Annotated in this window: 25 protein-coding genes; 13 read left to right on the top strand and 12 right to left on the bottom strand. The window is 76.0% G+C overall.

Features of this window, described 5'->3' with window-relative positions; all coding sequences use genetic code 11:
• The first annotated feature begins 314 nt into the window (after positions 1-314).
• Positions 315-1,622 (top strand): serine hydrolase domain-containing protein, encoded by a 1,308-nt coding sequence (locus ABTZ17_RS27880; protein ID WP_352198498.1) that lies wholly within the window; start codon positions 315-317, stop codon positions 1,620-1,622.
• A gap of 81 nt (positions 1,623-1,703) precedes the next feature.
• Here the strand turns inward: ABTZ17_RS27880 and ABTZ17_RS27875 are convergent, their stop codons facing one another.
• The 6 genes from ABTZ17_RS27875 to ABTZ17_RS27850 all read right to left on the bottom strand — a co-directional run bounded on the left by ABTZ17_RS27875 (position 1,704) and on the right by ABTZ17_RS27850 (position 9,147).
• Positions 1,704-3,287, bottom strand: coding sequence for a bifunctional phosphatase PAP2/diacylglycerol kinase family protein (locus ABTZ17_RS27875; protein WP_352198497.1), 1,584 nt, complete (start codon positions 3,285-3,287; stop codon positions 1,704-1,706).
• A 69-nt stretch (positions 3,288-3,356) separates the two neighbouring features.
• Entirely contained in the window at positions 3,357-4,019 is a 663-nt protein-coding gene (locus ABTZ17_RS27870; protein WP_352198496.1) for a hypothetical protein, read from the bottom strand.
• Positions 4,020-4,132: 113 nt separating this feature from the next.
• Positions 4,133-5,569: an ATP-binding protein gene (locus ABTZ17_RS27865; protein WP_352198495.1), complete on the bottom strand. Its 1,437-nt coding sequence runs from the start codon at positions 5,567-5,569 to the stop codon at positions 4,133-4,135.
• Positions 5,569-6,267 (bottom strand): response regulator transcription factor, encoded by a 699-nt coding sequence (locus ABTZ17_RS27860; RefSeq protein WP_352198494.1) that lies wholly within the window; start codon positions 6,265-6,267, stop codon positions 5,569-5,571. Before ABTZ17_RS27860 ends, ABTZ17_RS27865 begins: the two co-directional genes overlap by 1 nt.
• 297 nt (positions 6,268-6,564) lie before the next feature.
• On the bottom strand, positions 6,565-8,262 hold the full coding sequence (locus ABTZ17_RS27855) for an alpha/beta fold hydrolase (RefSeq protein WP_352198493.1): 1,698 nt from the start codon (positions 8,260-8,262) through the stop codon (positions 6,565-6,567).
• A 285-nt stretch (positions 8,263-8,547) separates the two neighbouring features.
• Positions 8,548-9,147 (bottom strand): HPP family protein, encoded by a 600-nt coding sequence (locus tag ABTZ17_RS27850; RefSeq protein ID WP_352198492.1) that lies wholly within the window; start codon positions 9,145-9,147, stop codon positions 8,548-8,550.
• A 173-nt stretch (positions 9,148-9,320) separates the two neighbouring features.
• On the opposite strand from ABTZ17_RS27850, the gene ABTZ17_RS27845 reads away from it, so the two are divergent.
• The 6 genes from ABTZ17_RS27845 to ABTZ17_RS27820 all read left to right on the top strand — a co-directional run bounded on the left by ABTZ17_RS27845 (position 9,321) and on the right by ABTZ17_RS27820 (position 15,196).
• The gene (locus tag ABTZ17_RS27845) at positions 9,321-9,587 is read left to right on the top strand and encodes a hypothetical protein (RefSeq protein WP_352198491.1); all 267 of its coding nucleotides are present in this window, start codon (positions 9,321-9,323) and stop codon (positions 9,585-9,587) included.
• Positions 9,588-9,685: 98 nt separating this feature from the next.
• The gene (locus ABTZ17_RS27840; RefSeq protein WP_352198490.1) at positions 9,686-11,764 is read left to right on the top strand and encodes a PE-PGRS family protein; all 2,079 of its coding nucleotides are present in this window, start codon (positions 9,686-9,688) and stop codon (positions 11,762-11,764) included.
• Between the two features lie 268 nt (positions 11,765-12,032).
• Positions 12,033-12,515 (top strand): hypothetical protein, encoded by a 483-nt coding sequence (locus ABTZ17_RS27835; RefSeq protein WP_352198489.1) that lies wholly within the window; start codon positions 12,033-12,035, stop codon positions 12,513-12,515.
• A 129-nt stretch (positions 12,516-12,644) separates the two neighbouring features.
• Positions 12,645-13,298 carry a GOLPH3/VPS74 family protein gene (locus tag ABTZ17_RS27830; protein ID WP_352198488.1) on the top strand — a complete coding sequence of 218 codons (654 nt, stop codon included), beginning with the start codon at positions 12,645-12,647 and terminating at the stop codon, positions 13,296-13,298.
• A gap of 1,177 nt (positions 13,299-14,475) precedes the next feature.
• Positions 14,476-14,787 (top strand): hypothetical protein, encoded by a 312-nt coding sequence (locus ABTZ17_RS27825; RefSeq protein ID WP_352198487.1) that lies wholly within the window; start codon positions 14,476-14,478, stop codon positions 14,785-14,787.
• Between the two features lie 73 nt (positions 14,788-14,860).
• Positions 14,861-15,196 carry a hypothetical protein gene (locus tag ABTZ17_RS27820; RefSeq protein ID WP_352198486.1) on the top strand — a complete coding sequence of 112 codons (336 nt, stop codon included), beginning with the start codon at positions 14,861-14,863 and terminating at the stop codon, positions 15,194-15,196.
• 96 nt (positions 15,197-15,292) lie between these two features.
• Here ABTZ17_RS27820 and ABTZ17_RS27815 read toward each other — a convergent pair whose 3' ends face one another.
• On the bottom strand, positions 15,293-15,460 hold the full coding sequence (locus ABTZ17_RS27815) for a hypothetical protein (RefSeq protein WP_352198485.1): 168 nt from the start codon (positions 15,458-15,460) through the stop codon (positions 15,293-15,295).
• A gap of 275 nt (positions 15,461-15,735) precedes the next feature.
• Between ABTZ17_RS27815 and ABTZ17_RS27810 the strand changes: the two genes are divergently transcribed.
• The 3 genes from ABTZ17_RS27810 to ABTZ17_RS27800 all read left to right on the top strand — a co-directional run bounded on the left by ABTZ17_RS27810 (position 15,736) and on the right by ABTZ17_RS27800 (position 19,403).
• Entirely contained in the window at positions 15,736-16,758 is a 1,023-nt protein-coding gene (locus tag ABTZ17_RS27810; protein WP_352198484.1) for an ATP-binding cassette domain-containing protein, read from the top strand.
• Positions 16,755-17,567: an ABC transporter permease gene (locus tag ABTZ17_RS27805; RefSeq protein ID WP_352198483.1), complete on the top strand. Its 813-nt coding sequence runs from the start codon at positions 16,755-16,757 to the stop codon at positions 17,565-17,567. The genes ABTZ17_RS27810 and ABTZ17_RS27805 overlap by 4 nt, the downstream gene beginning before the upstream one ends.
• A 378-nt stretch (positions 17,568-17,945) precedes the next feature.
• Complete coding sequence (locus ABTZ17_RS27800) at positions 17,946-19,403, top strand: hypothetical protein (protein WP_352198482.1); 1,458 nt, start codon at positions 17,946-17,948, stop codon at positions 19,401-19,403.
• Between the two features lie 112 nt (positions 19,404-19,515).
• Here the strand turns inward: ABTZ17_RS27800 and ABTZ17_RS27795 are convergent, their stop codons facing one another.
• Both ABTZ17_RS27795 and ABTZ17_RS27790 read right to left on the bottom strand, forming a co-directional pair.
• Positions 19,516-19,989, bottom strand: coding sequence for a hypothetical protein (locus tag ABTZ17_RS27795; protein WP_352198481.1), 474 nt, complete (start codon positions 19,987-19,989; stop codon positions 19,516-19,518).
• Between the two features lie 19 nt (positions 19,990-20,008).
• Entirely contained in the window at positions 20,009-20,230 is a 222-nt protein-coding gene (locus ABTZ17_RS27790; RefSeq protein ID WP_352198480.1) for a hypothetical protein, read from the bottom strand.
• Between the two features lie 293 nt (positions 20,231-20,523).
• Here ABTZ17_RS27790 and ABTZ17_RS27785 point away from each other — a divergent pair, with 293 nt between their 5' ends.
• Together ABTZ17_RS27785 and ABTZ17_RS27780 are read left to right on the top strand one after the other, a co-directional pair.
• On the top strand, positions 20,524-21,423 hold the full coding sequence (locus ABTZ17_RS27785) for a 2OG-Fe(II) oxygenase (protein ID WP_352198479.1): 900 nt from the start codon (positions 20,524-20,526) through the stop codon (positions 21,421-21,423).
• An 81-nt stretch (positions 21,424-21,504) separates the two neighbouring features.
• Complete coding sequence (locus ABTZ17_RS27780; protein WP_352198478.1) at positions 21,505-22,182, top strand: helix-turn-helix domain-containing protein; 678 nt, start codon at positions 21,505-21,507, stop codon at positions 22,180-22,182.
• Between the two features lie 19 nt (positions 22,183-22,201).
• On the opposite strand, the gene ABTZ17_RS27775 is transcribed toward ABTZ17_RS27780, so the two are convergent.
• From ABTZ17_RS27775 to ABTZ17_RS27765, 3 genes are read right to left on the bottom strand one after another with little or no spacing between them, the layout of a single operon-like run.
• Entirely contained in the window at positions 22,202-22,624 is a 423-nt protein-coding gene (locus ABTZ17_RS27775) for a hypothetical protein (protein WP_352198477.1), read from the bottom strand.
• On the bottom strand, positions 22,621-23,286 hold the full coding sequence (locus tag ABTZ17_RS27770; RefSeq protein WP_352198476.1) for an Asp23/Gls24 family envelope stress response protein: 666 nt from the start codon (positions 23,284-23,286) through the stop codon (positions 22,621-22,623). Before ABTZ17_RS27770 ends, ABTZ17_RS27775 begins: the two co-directional genes overlap by 4 nt.
• Positions 23,277-23,855, bottom strand: a complete 579-nt coding sequence (locus ABTZ17_RS27765; protein WP_352198475.1) for an RNA polymerase sigma factor — start codon at positions 23,853-23,855, stop codon at positions 23,277-23,279. Before ABTZ17_RS27765 ends, ABTZ17_RS27770 begins: the two co-directional genes overlap by 10 nt.
• Positions 23,856-24,069: 214 nt before the next feature.
• Here ABTZ17_RS27765 and ABTZ17_RS27760 point away from each other — a divergent pair, with 214 nt between their 5' ends.
• Complete coding sequence (locus tag ABTZ17_RS27760; RefSeq protein WP_352198474.1) at positions 24,070-24,594, top strand: Asp23/Gls24 family envelope stress response protein; 525 nt, start codon at positions 24,070-24,072, stop codon at positions 24,592-24,594.
• Positions 24,595-24,651 lie beyond the last annotated feature (57 nt).

Genomic DNA, 24,651 nt, shown 5'->3' with positions numbered 1-24,651 from the left:
GTGGGCGCGGCACCACGCTGCCGCGCCCACCCCTGTGGCCTCAGCGCCCACCCCTGTCACCCCTGTCGCCTCAGCCGCCCTGTCGTCCCTGTCAGGGGTCCTGGACGCCCGCCGCCCGTGCCGCACAAGGCGTGCCCGGAGGGACCGGGGCAGTCGCCGACGATCCCCTGTGGGGGTGCCCTCAGGGGTGACCCGGAGACGGATCCCGGGGTCCGTCTCCTCTGCGGAGACGATCTCCGACGCGACGCTTCCCCGCAGGATGGGAGACCTCGGGAGGCGCCACCGCCCCCGAACACCAGAGGGGGAAGGTCTTCATGAAGAACCGTCAGGCCCAGGGACACCCGCCCGTCTCCGGTGCCACGAACCCGCCCGCCACCCGAGCCGAGCAGCGGCCCGGGGCCGACAACGCTTCCGGCCGGGCCGGGGCGGGCACCCGTGCCGCCCGTCGTGGCAGGAGGGCCGCCACCCGGGCCGCGGTCGTGGCCCTCCTGGCCGGAGCCGTCCTGGGCCCTGTCGCCGCGCTCCCCGCGTCGGCCGCCGCGACGCCCGTGCACGCCACCACGTCCCCCTCCGCCCCGCTGCTTCCCGATGCCGAGCGGAGGGGCGGACCGGACCTCGACGCGCTGCGCGCGGCCCTCACGAGCCTCCCCGACCCGGACGTGTCCGCCGCCGTCATCAGGGTGGGCGGGGAGGTCCGCTGGCGCGGCACCGCCGGCGTCCGCGACCTGCGCACCGGCGCCCCCGCGCTCGAGAACGCCCGCTTCCGGGCCGGTTCCACGACCAAGGTGGTCACCTCGACGCTCGTGCTCCGGCTCGCCGCGGAGGGGCGCATCGACCTCGGCGCCCCCGTCACCCGCTACCTGCCCGGACTCCTCCCGCCGTCCTTCACCACCCCGCCCACCGTGCGGCAGCTGCTGAACTTCACCAGCGGCCTCCAGCCCGGCACGGACCTGGGGAACACCCCGGAGGAGATGTACGCCAACCGCTTCCGCACCCTCACCCCCGAGCGGGTGGTGGCCACCGCGGTCGCGAAGGGACCGGCGGCCCCGCCCGGGACCCGGCAGGTCTACCAGAACATCGACTACACCGTCCTCGGACTGCTCATCGAGAAGGTGACCGGCGACGACTACGCCCACCAGGCCGAGGTGCGCCTCTTCCGTCCCCTGGGCATGCGGCACTCCGGCTTCCCGGCCCCGGGGGACCCCCGGATCCACGGCCCGCACCACCGGGCCTACGGGGACGTCGGGGGTCGCACGGTGGACGTCACCGAGTGGAACATGACCGATCGGAAGGCGGCGGGGGACCTGATATCCACCACCGCGGACCTGGAGCGGCTGATGACCGCCCTGTTCTCGGGCCGGGTGCTGCCGCCGGCGCAGCTCCGCGAGCTGTTCACCGTCCCCGACGTCCCCGGGGCGAGCTACGGCGCCGGACTCCAGCGGCTCGTGGTGGACGGCACGGAGATCTGGGGCAAGACGGGCTCCCGCCCCGGCTTCCACACGGTGCTCGCCGCCACCCGCGACCTCTCCCGGACGGTGGTGTACTCCGTGAACGCCAAGAGTGCTCGCGACGACGGCTTCGCCCTGGTGCAGCGCTTCGCCCTCCCCGCCTTCGCCGACTGACAGCGGGTCCAACGAAGGGGGGAGCGGCCCCGCCGGGTCGGGCACGCGAGGCGCGCCCGGCCCGGCCCTCGGCCCGCCCGGTCAGCTGGGGCGGTACACCGTCAGCGCGTGGGGGAGCGATTCGAGCACGAAGGAGGAGGGGGCCCGCCCGTACTCGCCGTCGTAGGCCAGCGCGGTCCCCGGAGGCAGGTCGGACACGTGCAGGGACCGCAGGCGGGTCGCCACGTGGACGGGGGAGCGGCTGAGCGGGCCGGCCATCACCGCCGCGAGGAGCCGCGGACCGGGCCGCCCGCCGCCGTGCACGATCCGGACGTCGAGCAGCCCCTCGCCGAGGTCGTCCCGCCGGGTGGGGGTCGGACCGGTGCCGTGGTAGGTGCCGTTCCCCGCGAACAGCAGCCAGACCTTGCGCGGTCGCCCCGCCACCCTCAGGGGCACGGTCCGGCCGCCCCGCAGCACCCGCCAGGCACCGAGCAGGGCCGCCGGAGCCTTGCCGATCCGAGGGGCCCAGCGCAGCCGGTGGCTCAGCAGCTGCGGGTACACCCCGATGCTGAAGTTGTTGAGGAAGTACCCGCACTCCGCCGTGCGCTCGGTGTCCCCGACACCGTCGCCGGGGGCCACCTCCGCCCCGACCCCGTCCGCGTCCTCGCCCTCGCCCTCGTGTTCGTCCTCCGGCTTCCGCACGACCGTCACCGGTCCCGGGGTGAAGCGGCCCACGCCGACCCGTACCCCCTGCCCCGCGGCCAGGGCCCGGCAGGTGTCCTCCACTCCGGCCAGGCCCAGGTCGAGGGCGAAGTGGTTGAGGGTGCCGCCGGGGAACACCGCCAGCGGCAGGCCCGACCGCAGGGCGGCCGTCGCGGCGGCGTTGACGGTCCCGTCGCCGCCGCAGACCCCGAGGACCCGGGCCCGGGAGGCCGCCTCGGCGAAGGCCGCCTCCAGCTCGGGGCCCGCGCACTCGATGACCTCGGCCTCGGGCAGCAGGTCACGGAGTATGTCCACCACGCCGGTGGCCACCGTGCCCGAACCGCTGTTCACGACCACCGTCAGCCCGTCCCCGTCCGGCAGGGCGGGCAGCCCCTTGGCCGTGGGCTCGTCCCCCGGGGAGATCCGGGCCGCCTCGGCGTTCCGGGCGAGCCTGCGGACCACGAACCCGGCCGCCACACCCAGGGCCGCGCCCGCTGCCACATCACTCGGATAGTGGACCCCCGTGTACACGCGGGAGAAGGCCACCGAGGCGGCCACCGGCGCGAGTACCAGCCCGAGGCCCGGGGACTCCAGGGCGACGCCCGTGGCGAAGGCGAAGGCGGACGCCGAGTGCCCCGAGGGGAAGGACGTCGTCCAGGGCTGCGTGGCGGGCAGCCGGGAGGCCGGCACCCCGTCGCGCAGCGGGCGGGCGCGACGCACCGACCACTTCCCGACCGTGTTGATCGTGGTGGAGGCCAGGGCCAGCGAGGCGGCCCCGCGGAGGGCGGCCCGCCGGGTCCGGTGCGAACCGAGCAGGCCCAGGGCCACGGCCGTGCCGCCCCACAGCACGCCGTGGTTCGCGGCCCGCCCGAGCGCGGGCAGCGCCCGGTCGGCCCCCGGCCAGTGCCGTCGCGCCACCGCGTCGAACACCCGCCGATCCCAGTGGGCCACCGTGCCCCGCCAGGTCAGTTCCTGCTCGGTCATGCTCCTGCCTTCCGCATCGTTCCGGGCGCGCCCGCCGCATCCCCGTGGGGAAGCCGACCACCCCGGGGATCACATCCCCGGGATCACCGGCAGCTCGGCGTGGCGCACCGTATAGCCACCCTTGGTCACCGGCGCGTAAGGAGCCGGCGCCATGCAGGTGCCGATCTCCGCCTCCGCGGGTCGCTGCCCCTCCTTCGGCAGCAGGTTCACACCGTTCCAGGAGAAGCCGACCCGGTCCGATGACCTTCCCCGCTCCTGTCCGCCGTCGTACACACTGAATCCCAGGCGTTTCCCCACCCACTCCGGGCCGCCCTCGTCCACGCGGTCGATCACGGCGGTCAAGGTGGCCGTGTGCGGCCCCGTGACCAGACAGTCCACCGTGCCCTCCGCGGTGACGGTCTTCTTCTCGGCGGCGAAGTAGTGGGATATCCGCACCGTACCCACCGCGTCCGTGGGCAGCCCCGTCGGAATGCCCGGCTGGGGCTTGCTGTACGGCACGGCCCGCGCGTCGAAGCCGAAGGCGCGCACGTCGGAGTCCGGGTAGTAGGGCAGCGTGAACCGGGCGCTGCCCGTCACGCGGGCCACCTGCCGGGCCGCCGTCCGCCCCTCACCGGAGCCTCGGCCCTCCCCGGGCCCCGCGCCCTGTGCGGCCGAGGCCGCCGTGGCGAGGCCGGCGGTGGCGGCCAGGGCGAGGGCCAGGCCCAGCGAAGTGCGGCGACGCTTGCCGTTCATGAGGGTTCCTCCCGTTGTCCACTGGATTCCGGTGCTTTGTCGGTGTGGAACCATCCTCCGAAATTGCCGATCAACAGTCATCACCCCTCAGCGGTAACCGAACTGTCGGACCATCAGGGGACTTGACGTTCCCTCCGTAGCCCCCGGGAGGGACGCCCGGATCCCCCGGAGGTCGCAGAGGTCGCGGGACCCCACCCACCCCGAGCGCGCCGTTCCGTCACCGCGGCCGGCAGGCGGAACCCGACCTCCGCCCCGCCGTCCGCCCCGTTCCGCGCGAACACCGTGCCCCCGTCCGCACCCACCAGGTCGTCCACGATCGCCAGCCCGAGTCCGGACCCCGGGGTGCCCTGCGTGCCCGGCCCCCGGTGGAAGCGCCCGAAGACCGCCGCCTCCTCGCCCGGCGGGATCCCCGGTCCCCGGTCCGCCACCACCAGTTCGCCCAGTGCGCCGCCGCCCGCGACCCGCACCTCCACGGGCGTCCCCGCGGGGCTGAACTTGACGGCGTTGCTCAGCAGGTTGTCCACGCACCGCTGCACCGCCCGGGGCCGGGCCCGGACGGTCACCCCGGGGCCCTCCCGATCCGCCGGATCGGAGGGCGCCGCCACCGTGACCGTCCGCCCGGTGCGCTGCCTGCACCGTGCCGTGCTCTCCTCGGCGGCCGCCACCAGGTCCACGTCCTCGGGCTCTTCCCCCGTGTACCGGTCCGTCGCCAGCTCCACCAGCTCCCGCACCAGCTCGTCCAGGGCCACCGTCTCCGACACCAGCGTCCCGAGGATCTGTTCCTCGTCGGCCGGGGACAGCCGCCCCCTCGCCCGTTGCAGCAACTCGGCGCTGCCCCGCACCGAGGTCAACGGGGTCCGCAGTTCGTGCCCGGCGTCCTGCACCAGCTGTTGCTGCTGGGCCCGGGAGCGGCGAAGCGCCTCCAGCATGACGCCGAAGCTGCGGGTCAGGCGGCCGATCTCGTCCCGACCGGCGGGCGGCAGCGGCACCGACAGGTCCTGGGTGCCCGTGATGCGCCGCGCCGCCCGGTCCAGCCTGCGCACCGGCCCCAGCACACGACCCAGCACCAGCCAGCTCAGCAGGGCGGTGATCCCCGTCGCGGCGGCCGTGCTCAGGGAGGTCCGCCACAGGAACGCCTCCTCGGTCCGCAGGGCGCCCGCGTAGCTCTGGGCCACCATCACCGCACCACCCCGCGGCAGGGCCACGGTGATGATCCCGTACTCGGTGCCCGCCACCACCCGGTCCTCCACGTGGCTGCCCCGACCGGTGCGCGCCACGTCCCGGGCCCGCTCGGGGACCGGCAGCGGCAACCGCGCCCCCGGCACCACCGAGCCGTCGGGGCGCAGCAGTTGCTCGGCGGTGCCGGGGCGGACCGGTGGGGTGCCGCCCGCGTCGACCAGGGCGGCCACCGCGTCGGCGCGGGCCCGCAGCCCGCGCTCCAGTTCCTCGCCCACCACCCCACTGACGGTGCGGAAGGACAGGAAGGCGCCGAGGGCGATCGCGAACACCACCGCGGCCACCACCACCAGGGTGATCCTCGTGCGCAGCATCAGACGGGCCGCACCGTGTAGCCGACGTTGCGCACGGTGTGGATGATCCGCGGGGCGCCGTCCCGCTCCGTCTTCCGCCGCAGGTAGCCGATGTACACGTCCAGGGACCGGGAGGCCGTGTCGAAGTCGTAGCCCCAGATCCGCTCGTACATCCGGGCGCGGGTGAGCACGGCCCCCCGGTGCAGGAGGAGAAGTTCCAGCACGTCGAACTCGGTCTTCGTCAGGTCCAGCGGCCGGTCCCCGCGCCGAGCGGTGCGCGCCGCCGGGTCGAGGACCAGGTCCCCGGCGGTCAACAGCTCGGGATCGGGGCTCGGTTCGGTGCGCCGCAGCAGGGCCCGGACGCGGGCCAGCAGCTCTTCGGTGGCGAAGGGTTTCGACAGGTAGTCGTCCGCGCCGGCGTCCAGACCCGCCACCCGGTCCCCGATCTGGTCCCGGGCGGTGAGCACCAGCACGGGCAGCCGTTCCCCGCGGCGCCGCAGCGTCCGGCACAGGGCCAGGCCGTCGAGACCGGGCATGACCACGTCCACGAGGGCCAGATCGGGGGTCTCGGTCTCCAAGAGTTCGAGGGCGGCGAGCCCGTCGGGCGCCTGGAGCACCCGGTACCCCTCGAAGCGGAGCAGCTGGTCCAGTGTGCTGCGCACACCCGGGTCGTCCTCGACCACGAGCACCGTGCGGTGGTGCGCCCTTGCGTCAGTCATGTGATCATCCTGGCGCGTCGGGGGGCGCTCCACGGTCACGGTGCCCGCCGGGACCGGGTCCCGGCGGGCGGGCCGGAGCCACTTCCCGAGCCGCGTGAACGCGCCGATCGATCGCCGCGCGGGGGTTTCGGCGGACGCGGTCGATGCGGGGAGCCCGGGGGACCCGACCGGGTCCCGGGTGTCGTCGGCCGTCGTGCCCGGCGGCACCCGGGACGGGGCGGCGGAGTTCCGGTCTCCGGGGCCGCCCCGCCCCTCGTCCGCCGCCTCCCTCACAGGAGGTCCGGTGTGCACCGGGGATCAGCGCCGGACCGGCGTGACGGTGACAGCGGGCAGTCCGCGCAGGCAGGAGGTGTCGCCGGGAGCGCTCGTCCGCAGGAACGTCGCGGTCACCCCGACGACGCAGCCGCCGGGCTCCAACTCCGGGACGTGACCGGTGTTCGGCACGGAGAAGAACCGGCTCCGCTCGAACTGCCGGGCCGCGATGCGGCTGTTGTGCGCGGTGGTGTTGGCGTCCAGGTCACCGGAGAGCACCAGCACCGGCACGTTCGGCAGCGCCGGCCGGGTGGGCTGCGGATCCATCGACAGCGCGCGCGGCCAGCCGATGCACACGTCACCGCCGTCGGTGGGGCCCTCCAGGAAGCCGCGGCCGGAGAAGGCGCCGAACGAACCCGGCGCGGCACCCGCCACGGCGGCCCGGTACTGCCGCCACCGCTCGCCCTCCGGCGCGGCCCCGTCCCAGGCCCGCCGGTAGTCGTTGCAGACCACCGCCACGTACGGGGCCTGGTCCTCCGTCGTGGCGCCCGCGTACTCCTCGCGCACGAGCCGTGTCAGCGGATCCCGGTCCCCGAGGACGAACCGGTCGAGGGCGTGCGGCAGGGATCCGAGCAGCGAGGGCTCCCCGGGGGCGATTCCCACGGCGCGGCTGGCCCCCTCGAAGGCGAGGTTCGACAGCTTGCCCTCGGTGAAGAGCAGGCGCCGGGGAACGCCCGCCACCTCGACGGTCACCGGCATCGGACGGGCCCGCAGTCGCGCCGCGGTCGTGGCGAGGTTCCGCACCGCCTCGCCGCCCTCGCAGGCCCGGCCGCCGCCCGGTACCGCCGAGCGCTCGCAGATCCGGTGCAGGGCCAGGGACACGGCCCGGGCACTGGAGCCGGCCAGCGGGTCGAAGCCGAGCGGGTACGCCCCGGACAGCACGATGTTCCGGACCCGCTCGGGGTGGCGGCTCGCGTACACCGGCATCAGGTAGGTGCCGTACGAGAGCCCGTACAGGCTGAGCTGCCGGGCGCCGATCAGGGCCCGCACGGCGTCGATGTCGTCGGCCGTGGCGGCGGTGGTGTAGGCGCGGGCCCGGGGTCCGAGGGTGCGGGCGCAGCGCGCCACCGCCTCCCGCTGTTCGGCCCGGCCGCCGAAGCGGTACTCGGCGTCCGTCAGGCCGCAGGGCAGCCGCTGGGAACGTCCCGTGCCCCGCGGGTCCACCAACAGCAGGTCGTGGTCGCCGAGCAGTCCGTGGAGGGCGCCGGCGAAGTCGGCCGCCCGGTCGACGGCCACCTCGCCGGGTCCGCCCGGGTTGACCGCGACCGTTCCCTTGGCGGCCCCCGGGTCCCGGTGCCGCACCACCGCGTACGCCACCGTGGTGCGGCCCAGTGCGGGCTGCCCCGCGACGAGGGGCCGGTCCACGGTCCCGCAGTCCACCCGGTGGCCGGGCACCGGGGGACACCAGCGCGGTCCGGAGCCGCCGACCCGTGCCGTTCCGGGCACCGGCCCCCACGTCGCCGGGTCCGCCCCCGCGGTCGTCCCCGTCACCGTCGTCGTGATCCCCGCCCGGTCCGCCGCGATCGCCGTCGCCGACCCCGCCGTGGCCCACGGCAGCGCCGAGAGCACCACCGCGGCCACCGCCGCCGCGAGCCCGGCCCGCCGGACCGTTCGTCGTACACCCGACCCGGCCGGCCGATCCGTCCGCCCGTGCTCCGCCGTCGCGCCCGTCGTGCCGTCCATCGCGCTTCGCACCTCGTGTGCCTCCGTGCCGTGTCTCCGCGCACCGCCCGCTGCGGTACGAGGAACACGGTGTCCGGCCGGCGTCACAGCTCCGGCAGAGCGACGGCAAGAACGTGTAAGAACCGGAAGCCGCCGTCCGCGCGTGGCTCAGGCAGACGGGACGGACCGGGCGGACCACGCCGGACGCACCCCCCGGGCAGGCCGCCACGGCCGCCGCCACCCGCGTCCGCGTCGCCGGGGGCGCCTTCGCGGTCGGCGTCGAGGCCCACGCTCAGGGCGGGGCGGTCACCACCAGTAGGCGGGGTACCGGGGCGCCCCGCGCCGGACCCGGGAGGCCGCGCACCCGGTGAGGACCAGGAGGACGGTCGCGGCGCACAGCAAGGGCACGAACCGTGCCGGATCCGGAGCCTGCAACACGATGATCACCGCGGTGGCGCAGGCGGGGGAGTGCGGTGTCCGGGCCACCATGGTGAGGGCGAGGGTCACCCCGGCCGCCACCGCCGCCGCCCAGGCCGTGCTCCCGGCGGCGGCCAACGCCGCGAAACCGGTGGCGGCCCCGACGAGGTGACCCACGATCACGCTGCGCGGCTGGGCCAGCGGCAGGGTCGGCGCGCTGTGCACCAGGGCGGCACTGGCCGCCAACGGCGGAATGAGCACCGGCTCGTGGAGCACGGCCCCGAGTCCGACGAGCCCCAGCAGGACGGCCGTGACACCGGCGGTGCTGTGCACGGCGGCCCACGGCGAGGGCCGTGCCGGTGCCCGGACCGCGGTCGGTCGGCGCGGCGAGGGAAGGGCGTCGCGGGGCGGGGCGCCGGCGGCCAGGGCCTCCGGCGAGCCCGTCGGCAGCGACGGCGAAGCGGGCGGCGAGGTGGTCTCTGCGGTCATGTCGGGGGTTCCGGGCAGGGGGTGCCGCGAGCGGCGGGGGCAGGAGGGGCGCGGGGAGCGGCCGCACCCGGATGACCGTATCGTCCGCATTCCCCGCGCGCGGGGGCGGGGTCAGGACACCGCTCCTCGCCGGGCCCTGCCCGTTGTCAGTGGCGGGGGTGATCCTGTGGCCCATGGACGAACAGATCATGCGGGGCCGGGTCTACGGAGCCGACCACGAGGACCCCGATCCGGGCCCCCGGCCCGGCCGCACCTACGTCGAGCTGGTCGGCGGCCCCCTCGACGGACTGCTCCTGGACGTCACCGGCTGGACCGCCGCGGAACGCGCCGCGGGCGCCGAGCTGCGCACCGAGATCGGCCGGTACGGGCCGGGCGGGCGCACCCTTTACCTCCCCGGCCCGCGCCCCGACCGCTTCCACTGGTCCGCCGACAGCCGCTGACGGCCCGCCCCGGCGGTGCCCCGCCCGGACCCGCGGGAGAGGATGGCCGCGGGCGGGCCGACCGGGCCCGACCAGGGCCGATGGAGGGGGAGCGGCGGATGACGGAGCACGCGCGGCAGGACGGCGGGGAGCTCACGGGCGGTCGGAAGGTCCACGACACCGCCGAGGAGTACGAGGCCCGGCTCGCCGTACTGGGACTGGAACCGCTGGGCACCTGGTGGCTCCCCGAGGTGCGGGCCACCGGGACCGCGCTGCGGCTCCTCGGGGCGGCCGAGCTCGTGCTCGACGGGGGAGCGGAGTTCCTGCTGGCCTTCGCCGGGCCGTACGCCGAAGGCCGCACCGGCCGTGCCTGGCGCCGGGTCCGGCTGCGGGACGCCGACCCGGCCAGGGCCCTCACCGCGCTCCTCACCGGCACCCCGCCGGACACCGACGACCCCGACACCGCACCCGACAGTGAGGGCCCCGGCCCCGACACGGGCACGGCGACGGCCGCCGGAACGGATCCCCGCGCCCTGCTCCTCGCCCGCTGCGACGGCGAAACCGTGGCCGGGACCGTCGAGACCCCGGACGGCCCCCGCCTCCTGCTCCTCGACGGGATCAGCGGGCGGATCGAGACCGCCGCGGAGGCGGCGGCCGCCGACCGGACGGCCCCCGGGGAGGTCTGGGAGGAGTTCCTGGCGGCCCCCGACCCCGCCGCGAAAGTGCGCGAAGCCTGGGTGGGCGGGGTCGCCGGACACCCCGCCACCCCCGAAGACCTCCGCCACGAGCTGCTGAAGAGCTCCCCCCGCCACCTGTGGCGGCTGCCGCGCGCCGAGCGCGTCGAGGCGGCCCTCGCCCACCCCGACCCCAAGGTCCGCCTCCAGGCCGCCGAATGGGGCGCCGACCTGACCCCCGCCGACTGGTCCCGCCTGGCCGCCACGGCCGGCACCCCCCGTGAGCTCTGGATCATCGCCACCCTCGCGGTGGATTCCCGGGTCGTCCTCGAAGCGCCCTTGGCCGCGCGGCTCGCGACCGACACCGCGACCCGGACCCGCGTCGAGGCCGCCCGGCTCGCGGAACTCCCCCTCCCGCAGATCCGCACCCTCGCCGCGGACCCCGCGCCCACCGTCCGGAGCGCGCTCTGCGGGGCCGCCTGGCCCCGACTGCCGCAGGAGCTCCGCGAGGCCCTGCTCGCGGACCCCGCCGCAGCCGTCCGGACCGCGGCCCTGCGGTGGCACCACACGGACACACCCCTCACCGAGGAGGTCCACGCGCGCGGGGAACTGCCCGCGCGGGCCCTGTCGGAATGCTTCCTGCACCCCGACCTCGTCACCCGCCTGATCGAGGACGGCGACGTGGAACAGCGGGTCGCGCTGGCCGCCAACCCCCACCTGGACCCGGCCTCCGTGGCCCGCCTCGGAACGGACCCCGAACCACGGGTCCGCCGCGTCGTCGTGGACCGCCCCGACATCACCGAGGAACAGCGCGCCCATCTCACCGTGGACATCGACCCCGGGACCCTCTCGCACACCCTGCCCTGGGTGGCGGAGCTGCACGACGACCCCGAGGCCATGCGCCGCCTCGCCGGCTCCACCCACCTCCTGATCCGCCGGAGCGTGGCCCGCGCCCCGAGCCTCCCGCGGGACGTGGCCTTGCGACTCGCCCACGACCCCGACCGGGTCGTGCAGCTCTTCCTCGCCGAGTCCTGCGCGGACGCTCCCGCGGAGATGCTGCTGCGGGTGTGGACCTGGTGGACGGGCAGCCTCTCCGCACCCGGCCGCCCCCGCACCCACCCGAACTTCCCGCGCGAGGGCCTGCTCCGTTTCGCCGACGACCTCCACGGCCGGATGCGCCGCCTCGCCCTGGACGACCCGCTCTCCACCGCCGGACTCGTGGCCCGCTTCAGCCGCGACCCCGACCCCGAGGTCCGCCTGGACGCCGCCCGGGACCCCCGCCTGGCCGCGGCCGACGCCGCCCGGCTCGCCGAGGACCCGGACTCCTCCGTGCGCTTCGCGGCCCGGGCGAACGGGCGCCTGCCCGCCCGGATCCTCGCCGGCTTCCTCAGGGACCCGGAGGGGGCCGAAGCGGCCGTCCGCAACCCCGCCATCCCGCCCGCGGTCCTCCGGGCCATGGCGGTCCGGGCCGTGCCGACCGCGCCCGCCGAGTCGCCCGCGAGGAACGCGCGGCCGGTCCCGTAGCCCGGCGCCCATCCCACAGCCCGCGGTCGCCCGCAAGGCCGCGAGTTCCGGCCGAGCTGCCCGCCCCCGGGGCCTCCGGACGCCGCCGTCCGGGCAGCTCGGGGCGAGCGGCGGGGCGGCCGGAAGACGACGGACCACGCCGGGGCCGATATTGCCCGGGGCCTATGCGGCTGCCAGCATCGGCGCGTCCCGGAGGCGGCCGGGAGCGGGCAGGTTCCGGTCGCCCCCGGGCACGGTTCCCGTCCGCGAACGACAGGAGTGCCTCCCGATGACCCGTTCGACCCTGCGCACGCTGCTGCTCGGTGGCGGCGGCGCCGCCGTCATGCTGGCCGCCGCCCTCGTGCCCGCCCCGGCCTCCGCCGCCGCCCCGACCGCCGTGCCGGGCGACAGCCACGCCACGGCCGCGCCGTTCTGGTCGTGCACGGTCCCCGCCGGGTACACGTACTCGGCCACGCAGAACACCCTCGACTGCGGCGGCAGCGGGTTCCGCACCAAATTCCTGGTGCAGCCGCCCGCGGACAACCTGTGGGCGTGTACGGCCCCCACCGGGTTCACCTACAGCGCCACGCAGAACACCCTGGACTGCTCGACCAGCGGTGGCTTCCGCACCAAGTTCCTGCTCCGGACCCCGACGACCGGACTGTGGGCCTGCACGGTCCCGGCGGGCTTCACCTACACGAGCACCCAGAACACCCTGGACTGCTCGACCAGTGGCGGTTTCCGCACCAAGTACCTGCTCCGGGCCGCCTGACCGGGCCGCACGCCCGTCCCTCCCGGCCGCGGCGTTCCGGCCGGCCGCGCCGGGAGGGGGAACCTTCGCCGGTGACCACACGTCTGACCGACGAGGGCAAGATCATCGAAGGGCAGGGGAGGAACGGGGATGACGTTCACACTCGCGGAGGAGGTCGTGCTGCTGTCCCTGGACGGCCGGTCCGCCCCGCCCCCGCGCCACCAGGCGGCCGACTGGGCCGCGGCCGGGGCGCTTCTTCTCGAACTCGTCATGGCGGGCCGGGTCTCCCTCGCCGGCAAGCACCTCGAACTGATCGACCCCACCCCCACCGGCCTGCCGCTGCTCGACGGCCGGACCGCTCTGATCGGCGCCTGGTTGCGTGGCCGCAGCAAGCGCAGGGTGGCGGACTGGCTCACGAACGACCGGCCCAAGGCCTTCGGCGCCGCCGCGCAGGCCCTTCGCGAGCACGGAATCGTCGAGGAACGGAAGCACCACGGACCCGGAGCGTTCCCGGTGCGCCGCTCGCCCGGTTCCGACGCCTCCGCCGAGTGGGAGCTGCGGGCCCGGCTCGCGGCGGTCGTCCTCGACGGCGCCGAACCGGACCCGCGCACCGCCGGTCTCGTCGCCCTGCTGCACTCCGTGGAGCTGCACGAGCTCGCCCTCCCCGGCGGCCCCCGCCGGCTGGTCGCCGAACGGGCCGCCGAGATCGCCGCCGGAGCCTGGGCCGCCGAGCCCCTCCGGACGGCCGTCCGGGACGTGCGGGCGGCGATGACGGCCGCCACCGCGCTGACCGCCGCCGGCTGAGGCGGCCCGCGGTCCGCTCATCGGCCGCGACCGTGCCCCCGGAAGACCCCGTCAGCGGCCGTAGGCGTCCCGGCAGAGCGTCGTGATCGCCGGGCCGGTGACGCCCCGCGCGTCCCGGCACAGCGCGGCCATGTCCACCGGTCTGGGCGCGACGCGCCGTGGGGGAGCCGCGGTGCGCGGGGGTGCCGTCGGGCGCGTGGCGCGCGGAGGTCGCGGCGCCGTGCGCGGCGGCCCCGCCCCGGGCCGACCCGGGCCGGCGCGGTCGCGCGCCGGCGGGCCGGAGGAGGCGCGGGGACGGGCACCGGTGGCGCCCCCGCCGTCAGGAGCCCGGGGCTTGCGCCGCTCCGGCCCGGACGCCCGCCGGGGCGCCCCACCCGCGAGCCGGGCGGACGCGGGGACCCGACGCGCGGAGCCCGTCGACGACGCGGGAGGGGAAGCCGTGGCGGTCACCCCCGCCGGAACGGAGACCGCGCGGCCGGGAGTCCCCACGGCACCCGCGGGCTCCGCCGCCCCCGGGGGCCCCATCGGATCCGGCGGGGATTCCTCCTCGGCGAGCAGCCCCCAGTCGGCGCGGGCCGGAGCCGCCCGCAGCTCGACCGCCCCCGGGGCGGCAACGGCCGTGGCGGACGCCGGTACGGAGGCGCGCGGAGGCCGGGGCCCGTCCGGCCCGGAGGCGGCGGGACCCGTCACGGCCACGCAGCCGGTGGTGGACAGGAGGGCGGAGACGAGGACGGGTAGGAGGACCGAGAGGGCCGGGCGTGGCATCCGCCCACGATGGCGCACCCGCCGCGATACCGGCGAGTCACCTCCGTGATCTTGCCCCCTACGAGTGGCGCGACCCCGCCGCGCTGACGCCCGACCCCTTGCGCGCACCCCCGGGAGACCGTCACCCCGCGTCACGGACTCACCCCCCTCGGACTCCCGCGCCTCTCCGAAGTCCCGCCCCAAGTCCCTTGCGGGCAGGCCCTGTCGGGGTAGGTGAAGAATCGATTCCCGCTGGTGGTCGACCCTTATGCAGAGCGCGGCCGTCCACGACGCCGGTCAACTCCACGCCCCTCGGTCACGCGTACGGGGGAATTACCCAGCGTGAGTTGGCAGTTGGTGATCCGTTGCGGAATGGTGAGGGCGCGGCGCCGCCTTCCCCCACCAGCTTCCACCCCTTTGGAGATCCGAGATCATGGCTATGTCCTGCTCCCGTCGTGTGCTGGCCGCTGTCACCCTCCTGCCGTTCGCCCTGGCCGTCTGCTCCGGCGTGGCCCACGCCGACAACGTGGCCGCCGCGGGCCAGGCTTCGAACTCCGCGGTGGCCGGTGTCCTCGGCAGCGGGGTCGGCGGTGCCAACCTGGGCAACTCCGCCACCGTCCAGCAGGTGGCGACCGGCTGGGGCGCCTCCAACCAGAACAACACCTCGCAGGCCAACGGCAGCGGCTTCACCGCCACCGGCCAGGCGAACACGAACCACTCCGCGGTCGTCGACCCCACTCCGTGACCCCGCACCACCCCGTCACAGCTCCCGGACGGTCCGTTCCGGGAGCCCCACCCCCACCACGGAGACACAGACGATGGCAGCCCTCCGCACCTCCCGGGCCGCGGCCCGCGCCCTGACCGTCCCGGTGACGGCCGCCCTGGCCCTGGTCCTGGTCGCCTTCGGCGCCGGTACCGCGCAGGCCGATGACAACGCCGCGGCCGCGGCGGACAAGTCCAACGCCACCGTGGCCGGGGTCCTCGGCAGCGGGGTCCTCGGCGACAACGTGGGCAGCTCCTCCACCGCCCAGCAGGTGGCGACCGGCTGGGGCGCCTCCAACCAGAACAACAACGCCCAGTCCACCGGCAACGGCTTCACCGTGATCGGCCAGAGCAACGCCAAGGACGCGGTGGTCTTCCACCCGCTCCCGTAGCGTCGGGTGACGGCAGGCGTACGGCCCGGGCGCTCCGCCCGGGCCGTACGCCTTTCCGCGTTCCCCCGCCGGGCGGGCCGGTCGGCGGAGCGCCGGTCACTTGAAGAGGTTGTGCCAGAAGTCGTCCCGCACCTTGTTCAGCCAGTGCCTGTTGTCGCAGTACAGCTTCCAGAGGGGCTTCGGGGGCTGCCGTACCGGCCGCCCGCACCACATGCACGGCCTCGTCCGCCGCTCCGCCCCCACCGCCCGTGTCCACCGGTTCATGCGGCCAGTGAACAGCACCCCCGCCGGGCCCCGCCTGAGTGCCCGTACTCAGATCCCCCTCGGATCCACTCGGTTCGGGCCGCACACGCCGGAGCCCCGGAGCACGCGCCCCGGGGCCCCACCGCACTTCACTTGACCACCCCGTCCAACGACGCGGACCGTCCGTGGTCACGGTCCGGGCGGCCCCGCCCGAGAGGCGGCCCGTCCGGGGTGCGGGTCACAGTGGTAGGAACGCACGCGCAGCGCCGCGCTCCCCGCGGAACCGAGGTGAACCCATGGAGTACGCGATCCGGGCCGAGGGCCTGGTCAAAGATTTCAAGGAGACCAAGGCCCTGGACGGGGTCGGCCTCCAGGTGCCACCGGGTACCGTCCTCGGCCTGCTCGGGCCCAACGGAGCGGGCAAGACCACGGCCGTCCGGATCCTCGCCACCCTCCTCGTCCCCGACGGGGGCCGCGCCGAGGTCGGCGGGCACGACGTCGTGCGGGAAGCGGGCCTGGTCCGCTCCATGATCGGCCTGACCGGGCAGTACGCCGCCGTCGACGAGAACCTGACCGGCACCGAGAACCTGCTCATGATCGGGCGCCTCCTGGGCATGTCCCGCGGCGAGGCGCGGGCCCGGGCCGCGGAGCTCCTCGACCGCTTCCGGCTGACCGAGGCCGGCGGCCGCGCCGCCAAGACCTTCTCCGGCGGCATGCGGCGCCGCCTCGACCTCGCCGCCAGTCTGGTCGGCCGTCCCCGGATCCTCTTCCTCGACGAACCGACCACCGGACTCGACCCGCACAGCCGCGGCGAGGTCTGGGACATGATGCGCACCCTGGTCGCCGAGGGCATGACGGCCCTCCTCACCACGCAGTACCTCGACGAAGCCGACCGGCTCGCCGACGACATCGTGGTCATCGACCGGGGCAAGGTCATCGCCGAGGGCACCCCCGACCAGCTGAAGTCGCAGGTCGGCGGGCAGGTGCTGGAGCTGCGCCCGGCGAGGTCCGCGGACCTGGCGGCCGCGCACGGGCTGGTCGCCGCCGAGGCCGGACCCCAGTCCAAGATCGAGGGAGACCTGATCACGGCCCCCGTCGGGGACCCGGAGCTGATGCCCGCCGTGGTGCGCAAGCTGGACCAGGCCGGGATCGCCGTGGGGGAGCTCACCCTGCGCCGTTCCTCGCTCGACGAGGTGTTCATGGTCCTGACCGGACACCGCGCGGAGCCCGGTGGCACCGGCGGTGCGACCCGGAGCGAGGATGCGGACGGCGACGCGGACGAAGGCGAGACCTACGCGGAAGCGGGGACCCTGTCATGACCACCCTGTCGGTCACCGAGAGCCTCGGCCGCACCGGCCGCACCCGCCCCCTGGCCGCCCTCCGCCAGATCGGCACCATGGCCTGGCGGAGCCTGGTCTCCGTCAAGCACAACCCCCTCGAACTGGTCGACTACAGCATCACGCCGATCATGTTCGTCTTCCTCTTCACCTACGTCTTCGGCGGCCAGATGGCCGGCTCGCCCCGCGACTACCTCCAGTACGCGCTCGCGGGGATCATCGTCCAGAACACCCTGTTCATGAGCATGTACACCGCGATGGCGCTCAACGCCGACCTCACCAAGGGCGTCTTCGACCGCTTGCGCAGCATGCCCATCGCCCGTTCCGCGCCCCTGTTCGGACGGATCGCCGCCGACCTGGCCAAGCAGCTCTGGGCGATGCTCCTGATGATCGGACTCGGCACCCTCCTCGGGTTCAGGATCACCGGCGGGCCGCTCGGATTCCTCGCCGCGACCGTGCTCCTGCTCGTCTTCGCCGCCGCCGTCTCCTGGACGGCCGTCCTCATCGGAATGGTGTCCGGGGACGCCGAGAAGGTGCAGGTCTTCGCCTTCACCTTCATCTTCCCGATCACCTTCACCAGCAGCGCCTTCGTGCGGGTGGACACCATGCCGGGCTGGCTCCAGGCCTGGGTCAACGTCAATCCGGTCACCCAGCTCTCCGACGCCTTCCGCGGCCTCCTCCTCGGCACCCCCGCCGGCCGCCCCGTGTTCTGGTCCCTGGTGTGGGCGGTGGGCATCACCGCCGTCTTCATGCCCCTGGCCATGCGCGCCTACCGGTCCCGGGGCCGGTGACCGCGGGCCCGAGACCGTCGGCCCGTGACCGGCCGCCCGTGATCGGAAGGGGTCGCGCCGGATCGACCTGACCACGCTCCGGTGACCGCGGAGCCCAGGCCCGACGGTGCGGCACGGGAGCCCTGTTACGGGCGTACTGCGGCGCCATGAACATGCTGTGGGTTCCTCCGCCCGGACGGCCCGGGAGCCCCGCGGAGCGGCTAGCGTCCCTGTTCGCGGCCGCTCCCGCGCCCCACCGCACCGCGGAGCACCCGCCGGCCCCCCACCTCCCGGGCCGCCGCCGCACCGGCGCGCCTCCCGTGCTCCGCCGCGCCGCCCGCACCCCACCGCAGGACCCACGCCCCCTCGCACCCTCCTTCCAGCCGCTCTGAGGAACCCATGCCGTTCACCCTGCCCACGGGCGGGCGCCTCGCCGTGCTCGTCCTCTCCCTGACCGTCGCGCTCGGCGCCGCCGGTCTCACGGGATCCCACGCCTCCGCCGAGGGCCCGACCTTCGGCCCCCAGGCCCCGCAGAACCCGGCGACCGCCGCCAACGGCACCGCGACCATGCACGGGGACAGCGCGTCCAGCGGCACCACGCCGCTGCCCGGCCCCGGCACCGCCAAGATCGACTACGCCCGGACCGCCCTGGCCTCCGCCTGCCCCACCGTGACCGTCGCGAGCGACGGGTACGTCCTCGCCCTGTGCACGACGATCTTCGGGCAGACCCCCACCGCGCACCTCCTCGACCCGGACAGCGGCGCCGACCTGGCCTCCCTCGCCCTGCCCAAGGGCAGCCTCTTCGGAGGGGTGTACGCCTACCTCGACCAGGCCGACCGGCTCGTGGTCGTGGACGGGAACAACGACCTCCTGCGCATCGGCCACCACCGCAGCGGCGCCGGCTGGACCCTGCGCGTGGACGAATCCACCCCGCTGGGCTCCGCCGTCCCGGCCGGGGACAACATCGTCGGCCTGACCCCCGCCTGGGACGGCCGCGTCTGGTTCGCCACCAGCGGCGGGGTCATCGGCACCGTCGACACCGGCACCGGGGCGGTGCGCTCCCTCGCCACCGGCGAGGGGGTGCAGAACAGCATCTCCACGGTCCCCGGACGCACCGCCGTGGCCACCGACCGGGCCCTCTACCTGCTGTCCGCCGGACCCGACGGCACCCCGAGGGTCGACTGGCGGGCCGCGTACGACCGCGGTCCCGGCCGCAAACCGGGGCAGCTCAGCTGGGGCACCGGCACCACCCCGGCCTTCTTCGGCCCCGGGACCGGCACCGAGTACGTGACCATCGTCGACAACGCCGCCCCGCACGCGAACCTGCTGGTCTACCGGGTGGCCGACGGTCCGGCACCGGTCTGCCGGATCCCCGTCCTCACCGGGTACGCGCGCAGCGGCACGGAGGACGCCGTCATCGGCTCGGGCCGCAGCGTCTTCGTCACCAACACCTACGGCTACCCCTACCCGGCCCTGCCGGAGGGCGCCCCGGCCAGTGTGCCCTCCTCCGGGAGCTTCGAGGGCGGCCTCGCCCGCGTCGACGTGAACGCGGAGGGCACCGGCTGCGCCACGGTCTGGAACAGCCCGGTGAAGTCCGCGGGCCTGCCCCGGCTCTCCCTGGCCGACGGGAAGCTCTACACGATCTCCGTGACCGGCCCCACCGGCAGCGCGGGCCTGAACACCTTCGCCCAGTACCACCACGCCGTGCTCGACCCGGCGACCGGCGCCCAGCTGACCAGCTCCTACCTGGGCATCGGACTGGTCTACAACCCGCTCCAGATGCGGGGCACCACCGGACCGGACGGCACCCTCTACCAGGGCACCGAAACCGGCGTCGTCCGCATCTGGCGACGCTGAGGCCCCCCGGTCCCGGGCTCCGCGAGGGACCGGGACCGGGGGCGGGCGGGTGGACGGAGCCCCCACGGCACCGCTCCTCCCGCCGCTCCCCGGTCCGCCGGCCGCACGCCGCTCAGCCGGACGCCGCGATCCACGCGCCGAGCTGCTCCGGGGTGGTGGCCGGATCGGCCACGAGCGTGGCCAACGGGTCCTCCCGGTACGTGGCCGTGGTGACGGCCGGACAGCGGTGGCACGCGTCCACGCCCGTCTGCTGCCACCACTGACAGTGCGCCCGCAGGTGACACCGGGGAACCGCGCGGGCCTCCTCCGCGGCGGGCAGGGTCGTGATCCGCTCCACCAGCGTGCAGTCCCCGCCGCGCCGGTTGACGCAGGCGGAGACGCAGTGCGAGGCGAAGCGCAGGACCCGCGTCGGTTCGGTCCCCGCCGGGACCGCACCGAGGACCTCGGCTGCCGGGACGGGATCGGCCAGGTAGGTCACCCGGCCGTCCGCGCCCGAACGCACCCCCAGCACCACGGACTCGGGTGCCCCGGCCTCCCCGCTGGGGCACCAGGTCACGGCGGGGGCGCCGCGCTGCTCAGTTCCCACGGTGGTCACCCGCCCGCGGTCAGAGCTCGGCCGACTGCTGGACCTCGCGCCCGATCGGGTCGCCGAGCGTGCCCTGGGCTCCCAGGGACTGCTCCTGCTCCACCGCGAGGGCGAGGTGCTGGTGCAGTTCGGCCACCGAGGTGACGCGCTCGGCGGCCGTGGCACCCTGGGCGCCCGCGAGCACGATGCCCGCGGCGATGACGGCGGCGGCGCCGCCCGCGGCCAGCTTGTTCTTCTTCACGAGACCTCCTGGGCAAGCGCCGGCAGGACCCTCCCACCGCCTTCCCCACCCCCGAGACTAGGAGCGCCCGAACCCCCAAAGCGGCAGTATCCGGAGGCAGTTGGGGCCGGTGCGGGGTCCGCTCCGGATGCTCCCTCCGAGCTCGACGGGCGCACGCGCGGCGACGGGGTGGCCCGGCGGCGCACGGTCGGGGAGGCCCCGCGGCGCCCCGGGGCCGGGCCGGGGAGGCGTACGTCCGTGCGCCCCCGCGTGCCCCTTCGGGCGCGCCGCGTCCGGGCGTACGGTTTCCGGCCATGAGCGGACACACGACGCACCGGGCCGTGCCGACGGAAATCAGCAGCCGGGTCCTGCCGCCGGCCGACCGCTGGACACCGGACCTGGTGGTTCCGGCGCCGGTCTGTCGCCTCGAAGGCTTCCTCGGGCCGGACCGGGCCGACGCGCTGCTGCGCTACGCGATCTCCCGCGAGGCCGATTTCGGCGCCGGCACCGTCCCCCGGGCCGGGCACGCCGCCCGCACCGGACGGCGCTCCCTCGTCCTGCCCGTGGCCAGCCCCGTCTTGAGCGCCCACCTCGCGGCCTGCCTGCCCCTGGTGCAGGAGGCGCTCGGCCACACCGGCATGCCGGTGCGCACCTCCACCGTCCTGACCGCCCACGGTGAAGGCGGGCACTACGGCCTCCACACGGACGCCGCCCGCGTCCCGAACGTCAGCGGGGCCCTGTCCGCCGTCTACTACCTGCACCGCAGGCCCCGCGGCTTCGGCGGCGGCAGGCTCCGGCTGTACGACACGGTGTTCCGGGACGGCACCGCCCGGCCCGGCGGCTCCTACCGCACCATCGAGCCGGAACACGACACCCTGGTCTTCTTCCCCTCAGCCGCCTTCCACGAGGTGGAGCCCTCCACCTGCCCCAGCGGGGAGTTCGCCGATCACCGGTTCAGCCTCACCACCTGGATCAGCGGCACCGCGCCCGCCGAACCGCGCCCCGGAGAGGGGTTCCGGATCTGGCCCTGGCTGGCCCGTGCGGCCGAACCCGCCCGGCCGGACCCCGGTCCGCGCCCGCACGGGCACAACGGCCGCGGGCACGACCACGACGACGAGCACGAAGGGGCGGCCCCGGTCCCGCTCCCCGCGGCCCGTCCGGCCACCTTGTTGTCCCTGCCCGGTCCCCGGGAAGGCGGCACCCGACAGGGCTGATCGCGCACCCCGGGACGGGCCGTACGGGTGAATCCCGCCGTCTCCGCGTCACGCGGGGTCGGGGCGGATTGTCCTACTTGCATGACAGCGCATCAGATCATTCCGCGACAGGTCCTCCCCGTCGTCCCCCGGCCCGCCCGGACCTCGCGTCCGGGCGGGTTGCCGGAGCCCGCCGAGCGGCGGCGGCTGCGCGAACAGTGGGGCCTGACCCCGCGTCAGGTGGCCGTGGCCTTCGGGGTCACCCCGGCCACGGTCGGCTCCTGGGAACGCGGTCGGAGCACCCCGAGGGGCACCAGACGGGAGGCGTACCGGAGGTTCCTGGAGGGACTGGCCCAGCACGCGCCCGCCCCGACCGAAACGACCCGTCCGAGCCTGCCGACCTCGCTCCTGCCCCCCGCCCCGGCCGCTCCCCGACGGACCGAACCGTCCCGCCCGGCCTCCTCGCCCCGAGGACCGGAATCCCGAGGGGACCGGCCCGGCGCGGCGCGGGTGACGCCGTGCCCGGACGCCGGGCTCCGACCGGCGAACGGCCCGACCGGCACCCCGCCGGCCCCGCCGGAGCGCACGGCACCCCCGGTCCAGGCCCGGGTCGTTCTCCCGGAGCCGGTGCTCCTCCCGGTGTCCGACCCGGCCCCGCTCGGGGCGGCCTGGGATCCCGTCACCCCCGAACGGGTCCGCCGGCTGCGGCTCCTGGGGGCGGCGGCCTGCGTCTGGTCGCTGGCCCTGTGGCTGCTCATCACCTGCCCGCCGCCTTTCTGACCCCCGCCGCCCCGACGGCTCAGACGATCCCGGCCACCGTCACCTCCACGGCGGACAGCGGGACGGCGGCGGCTCCGGCCGCCGCCGCCCGGGCCCGTCCCGCCACGTCCGCGGCCCGCTCCCCGTGCCGGGCCAAGAGGAACACGTGCACGCGGACGACCCTCCCGGCGGCGTCGGACTCCAGGCGCACGGCCGCCCGGACCGTCCCCGACGGCACCTCCGTGAGCTGTCCACCCGCCTCCGCCCCGGGGGAATCCGACCCGCCGCGCGGGGGGTGCCGTACGGAACCCGCGCCGTCCGCCGGCCGTGCCGCGGTCGCTCCCGACGGCAGGACCGACCGCAGCAGTCCGCGCAGCCCCGGCTTGAGACAGGCCACGCCGGGTACCGCCAGGACCGCCTCCGCCACCGCCCCGGCGACCGCGTCCCCTCGTCCCGCCCTCACTCCGCGCCCTCCCCGGAAGGGCTCCGCCGGGTGGGCCCCGGCGGCTCGTGCAGGTCCACGACGGCCACGTCGAGCCCCGCGACGGACAACCCCAACCGCTGGTCCGCCGCTCCCGCCACCGCCCGCCGGACCGCCCCGCACACCTGAGGCAGGTCCCGCCCGTACTCCACGGTCACCTCCAGTCGGACCCCCACCGGTCCCCGCCCCGCCGCTCCGCCCCGACCGGCCGGCGGATCCACCCGACAGCTCCCGGCGCGCACCCCCGGCACCTCCTCCGCCGCGGCCCGCAGCGACCGCGCGGCCACCGCCTCGTGGATCCAGCAGCCCTCGGCCCCGCCGAGCGGCAAGGTTCGCCCGGGGCGCAGCTCCGAGCGGACCGCCTCCATCACCCGGGCCGTCACCAGTGCCGGATCCGGTTCCCCGCCCGGAACGGGGACCGCCGCCAGCGCGGCCGCCCGCAACCGCGCCAGGTCCGCCAGGGCGGCGGCGCAGTACGGGCAGTCCCGGGCGTGCGGATCCACCGACCCGCCCGGGCGCCCCGTCTCGGGACGCGCCCCTTCGCCCGCCCCGTCCCACAGGGCGGCCAGATCCCGGCCGCAGGCCAGCACCTCCACCGGCTCCGTCGCGCCGGAACGCTCCTCCCGGGGATCCGTCATCGCCATGCCGCCATCGCCTCCGTCAGTACCCGCCGGGCCCGGAACACGCGGGCGCGGACCGCCTCCTGGCTGATCCCCACCGCCGCCGCCACGGCCTCGTAGGGCAGCCCCTCCACCTCGCGGAGCACCCAGCAGACCCGCTGCTCGGCGGAGAGGGAGCCCATCGCGCGGCCCAGGTCCTGGGCCGCGGCCTGGGACTCGGCGGCGCGCGCGGGGGAGACCTGGTGCTCCGGCGCGGCCGGTTCGGGCACGGCGTCCAGGTCCGCCGCGGGCCTGCGGGCCCGCAGCAGGTTCAGGCACCGGTTGGTGACGATGCGGTGCAACCAGCTCCCGAACCCGGCCTCGCCCCGGAACTCCGGCAGTCTGCGCCAGGCGCCGACGAAGGCGTCCTGGACGGCGTCCTCCGCCTCGGCCCGGTCGCCGAGCAGCCGCTCCGCGAGCCGGAGCGCCGCCGCGCCGTGCCGGTGGACGAGCACTTCGAACGCCTCCTCGTCGCCTTCCGCCGCGCGGACGGCCAGCAGGGCGTCACCCGCCCCGGACCCGTCCCCGCTCCCGGGGTCCCATCGAGCACTCACACGGGCTCCTTCCAGCCTCCACCGTCCTGACGGCCCCGGAAGGGCTTTCGTCACGGGCGGCGGATCCGGATTCCCGTTCGCCCGTTCGCCCGGTCCGGCGGAGGTCACCGGAGTGCCCCCGGCACCTCGGCGGGGGTGTCGAACCCTTCGGAACCCCTGCCGAACGGTAGAAACCAGCTGGTATCCCCGCAGGAGAGCAGGAGAAGAGCCGGTCATGAACACGCTGCAGGAAACCCCGCCCGGCACGGTGCGCACGAGCCTGCGGGAGCGTCCCGCCGGCCCCGCGGGCGCGGCCCCCGCCCGGACCGCCGCACCGGCCCGCACCCCGGGGCACACCGAGGTGGCGGAACCGGCGGGCACCCGCGGCCGCACCACGATCGCCGACGTGGTGGTCGTCAAGATCGCGGGGTTGGCGGCCCGGGAGGTGCCCGGGGTCCACGCCATGGGAGGCGGCCTGTCGCGGACGCTCGGGGCCGTCCGCGACCGGGTGCCCGGCGGTCGCCCCAACGTGGCCCGAGGGGTCAAGGCCGAGGTCGGGGAGCGTCAGGCGGCGATCGACGTGGAACTCGTCGTCGAGTACGGGGTGTCCGTGCCCGACGTGGCCCGCGAGGTCCGCGAGAACGTCATCGTGGCCGTGGAACGCACCACCGGACTCCAGGTGGTCGAGGTGAACGTGGCCGTCGGCGACGTCCACCTCCCCGGGGACGAGGACGCTCCCGCCGAGACCCGCGTGGAATGACCCCGGCACCCCGGCACGGGAACGGCCCGGTGGGCGGGACGACGACCGTCGTCCCCA

Origin of the sequence: Streptomyces sp. NPDC097619 (assembly GCF_040302735.1) — a bacterium.
Lineage (GTDB): Bacteria > Actinomycetota > Actinomycetes > Streptomycetales > Streptomycetaceae > Streptomyces.
Note: the sequence above shows the minus strand (reverse complement) of the source record. Positions and strands in the feature narration are given on the sequence as shown.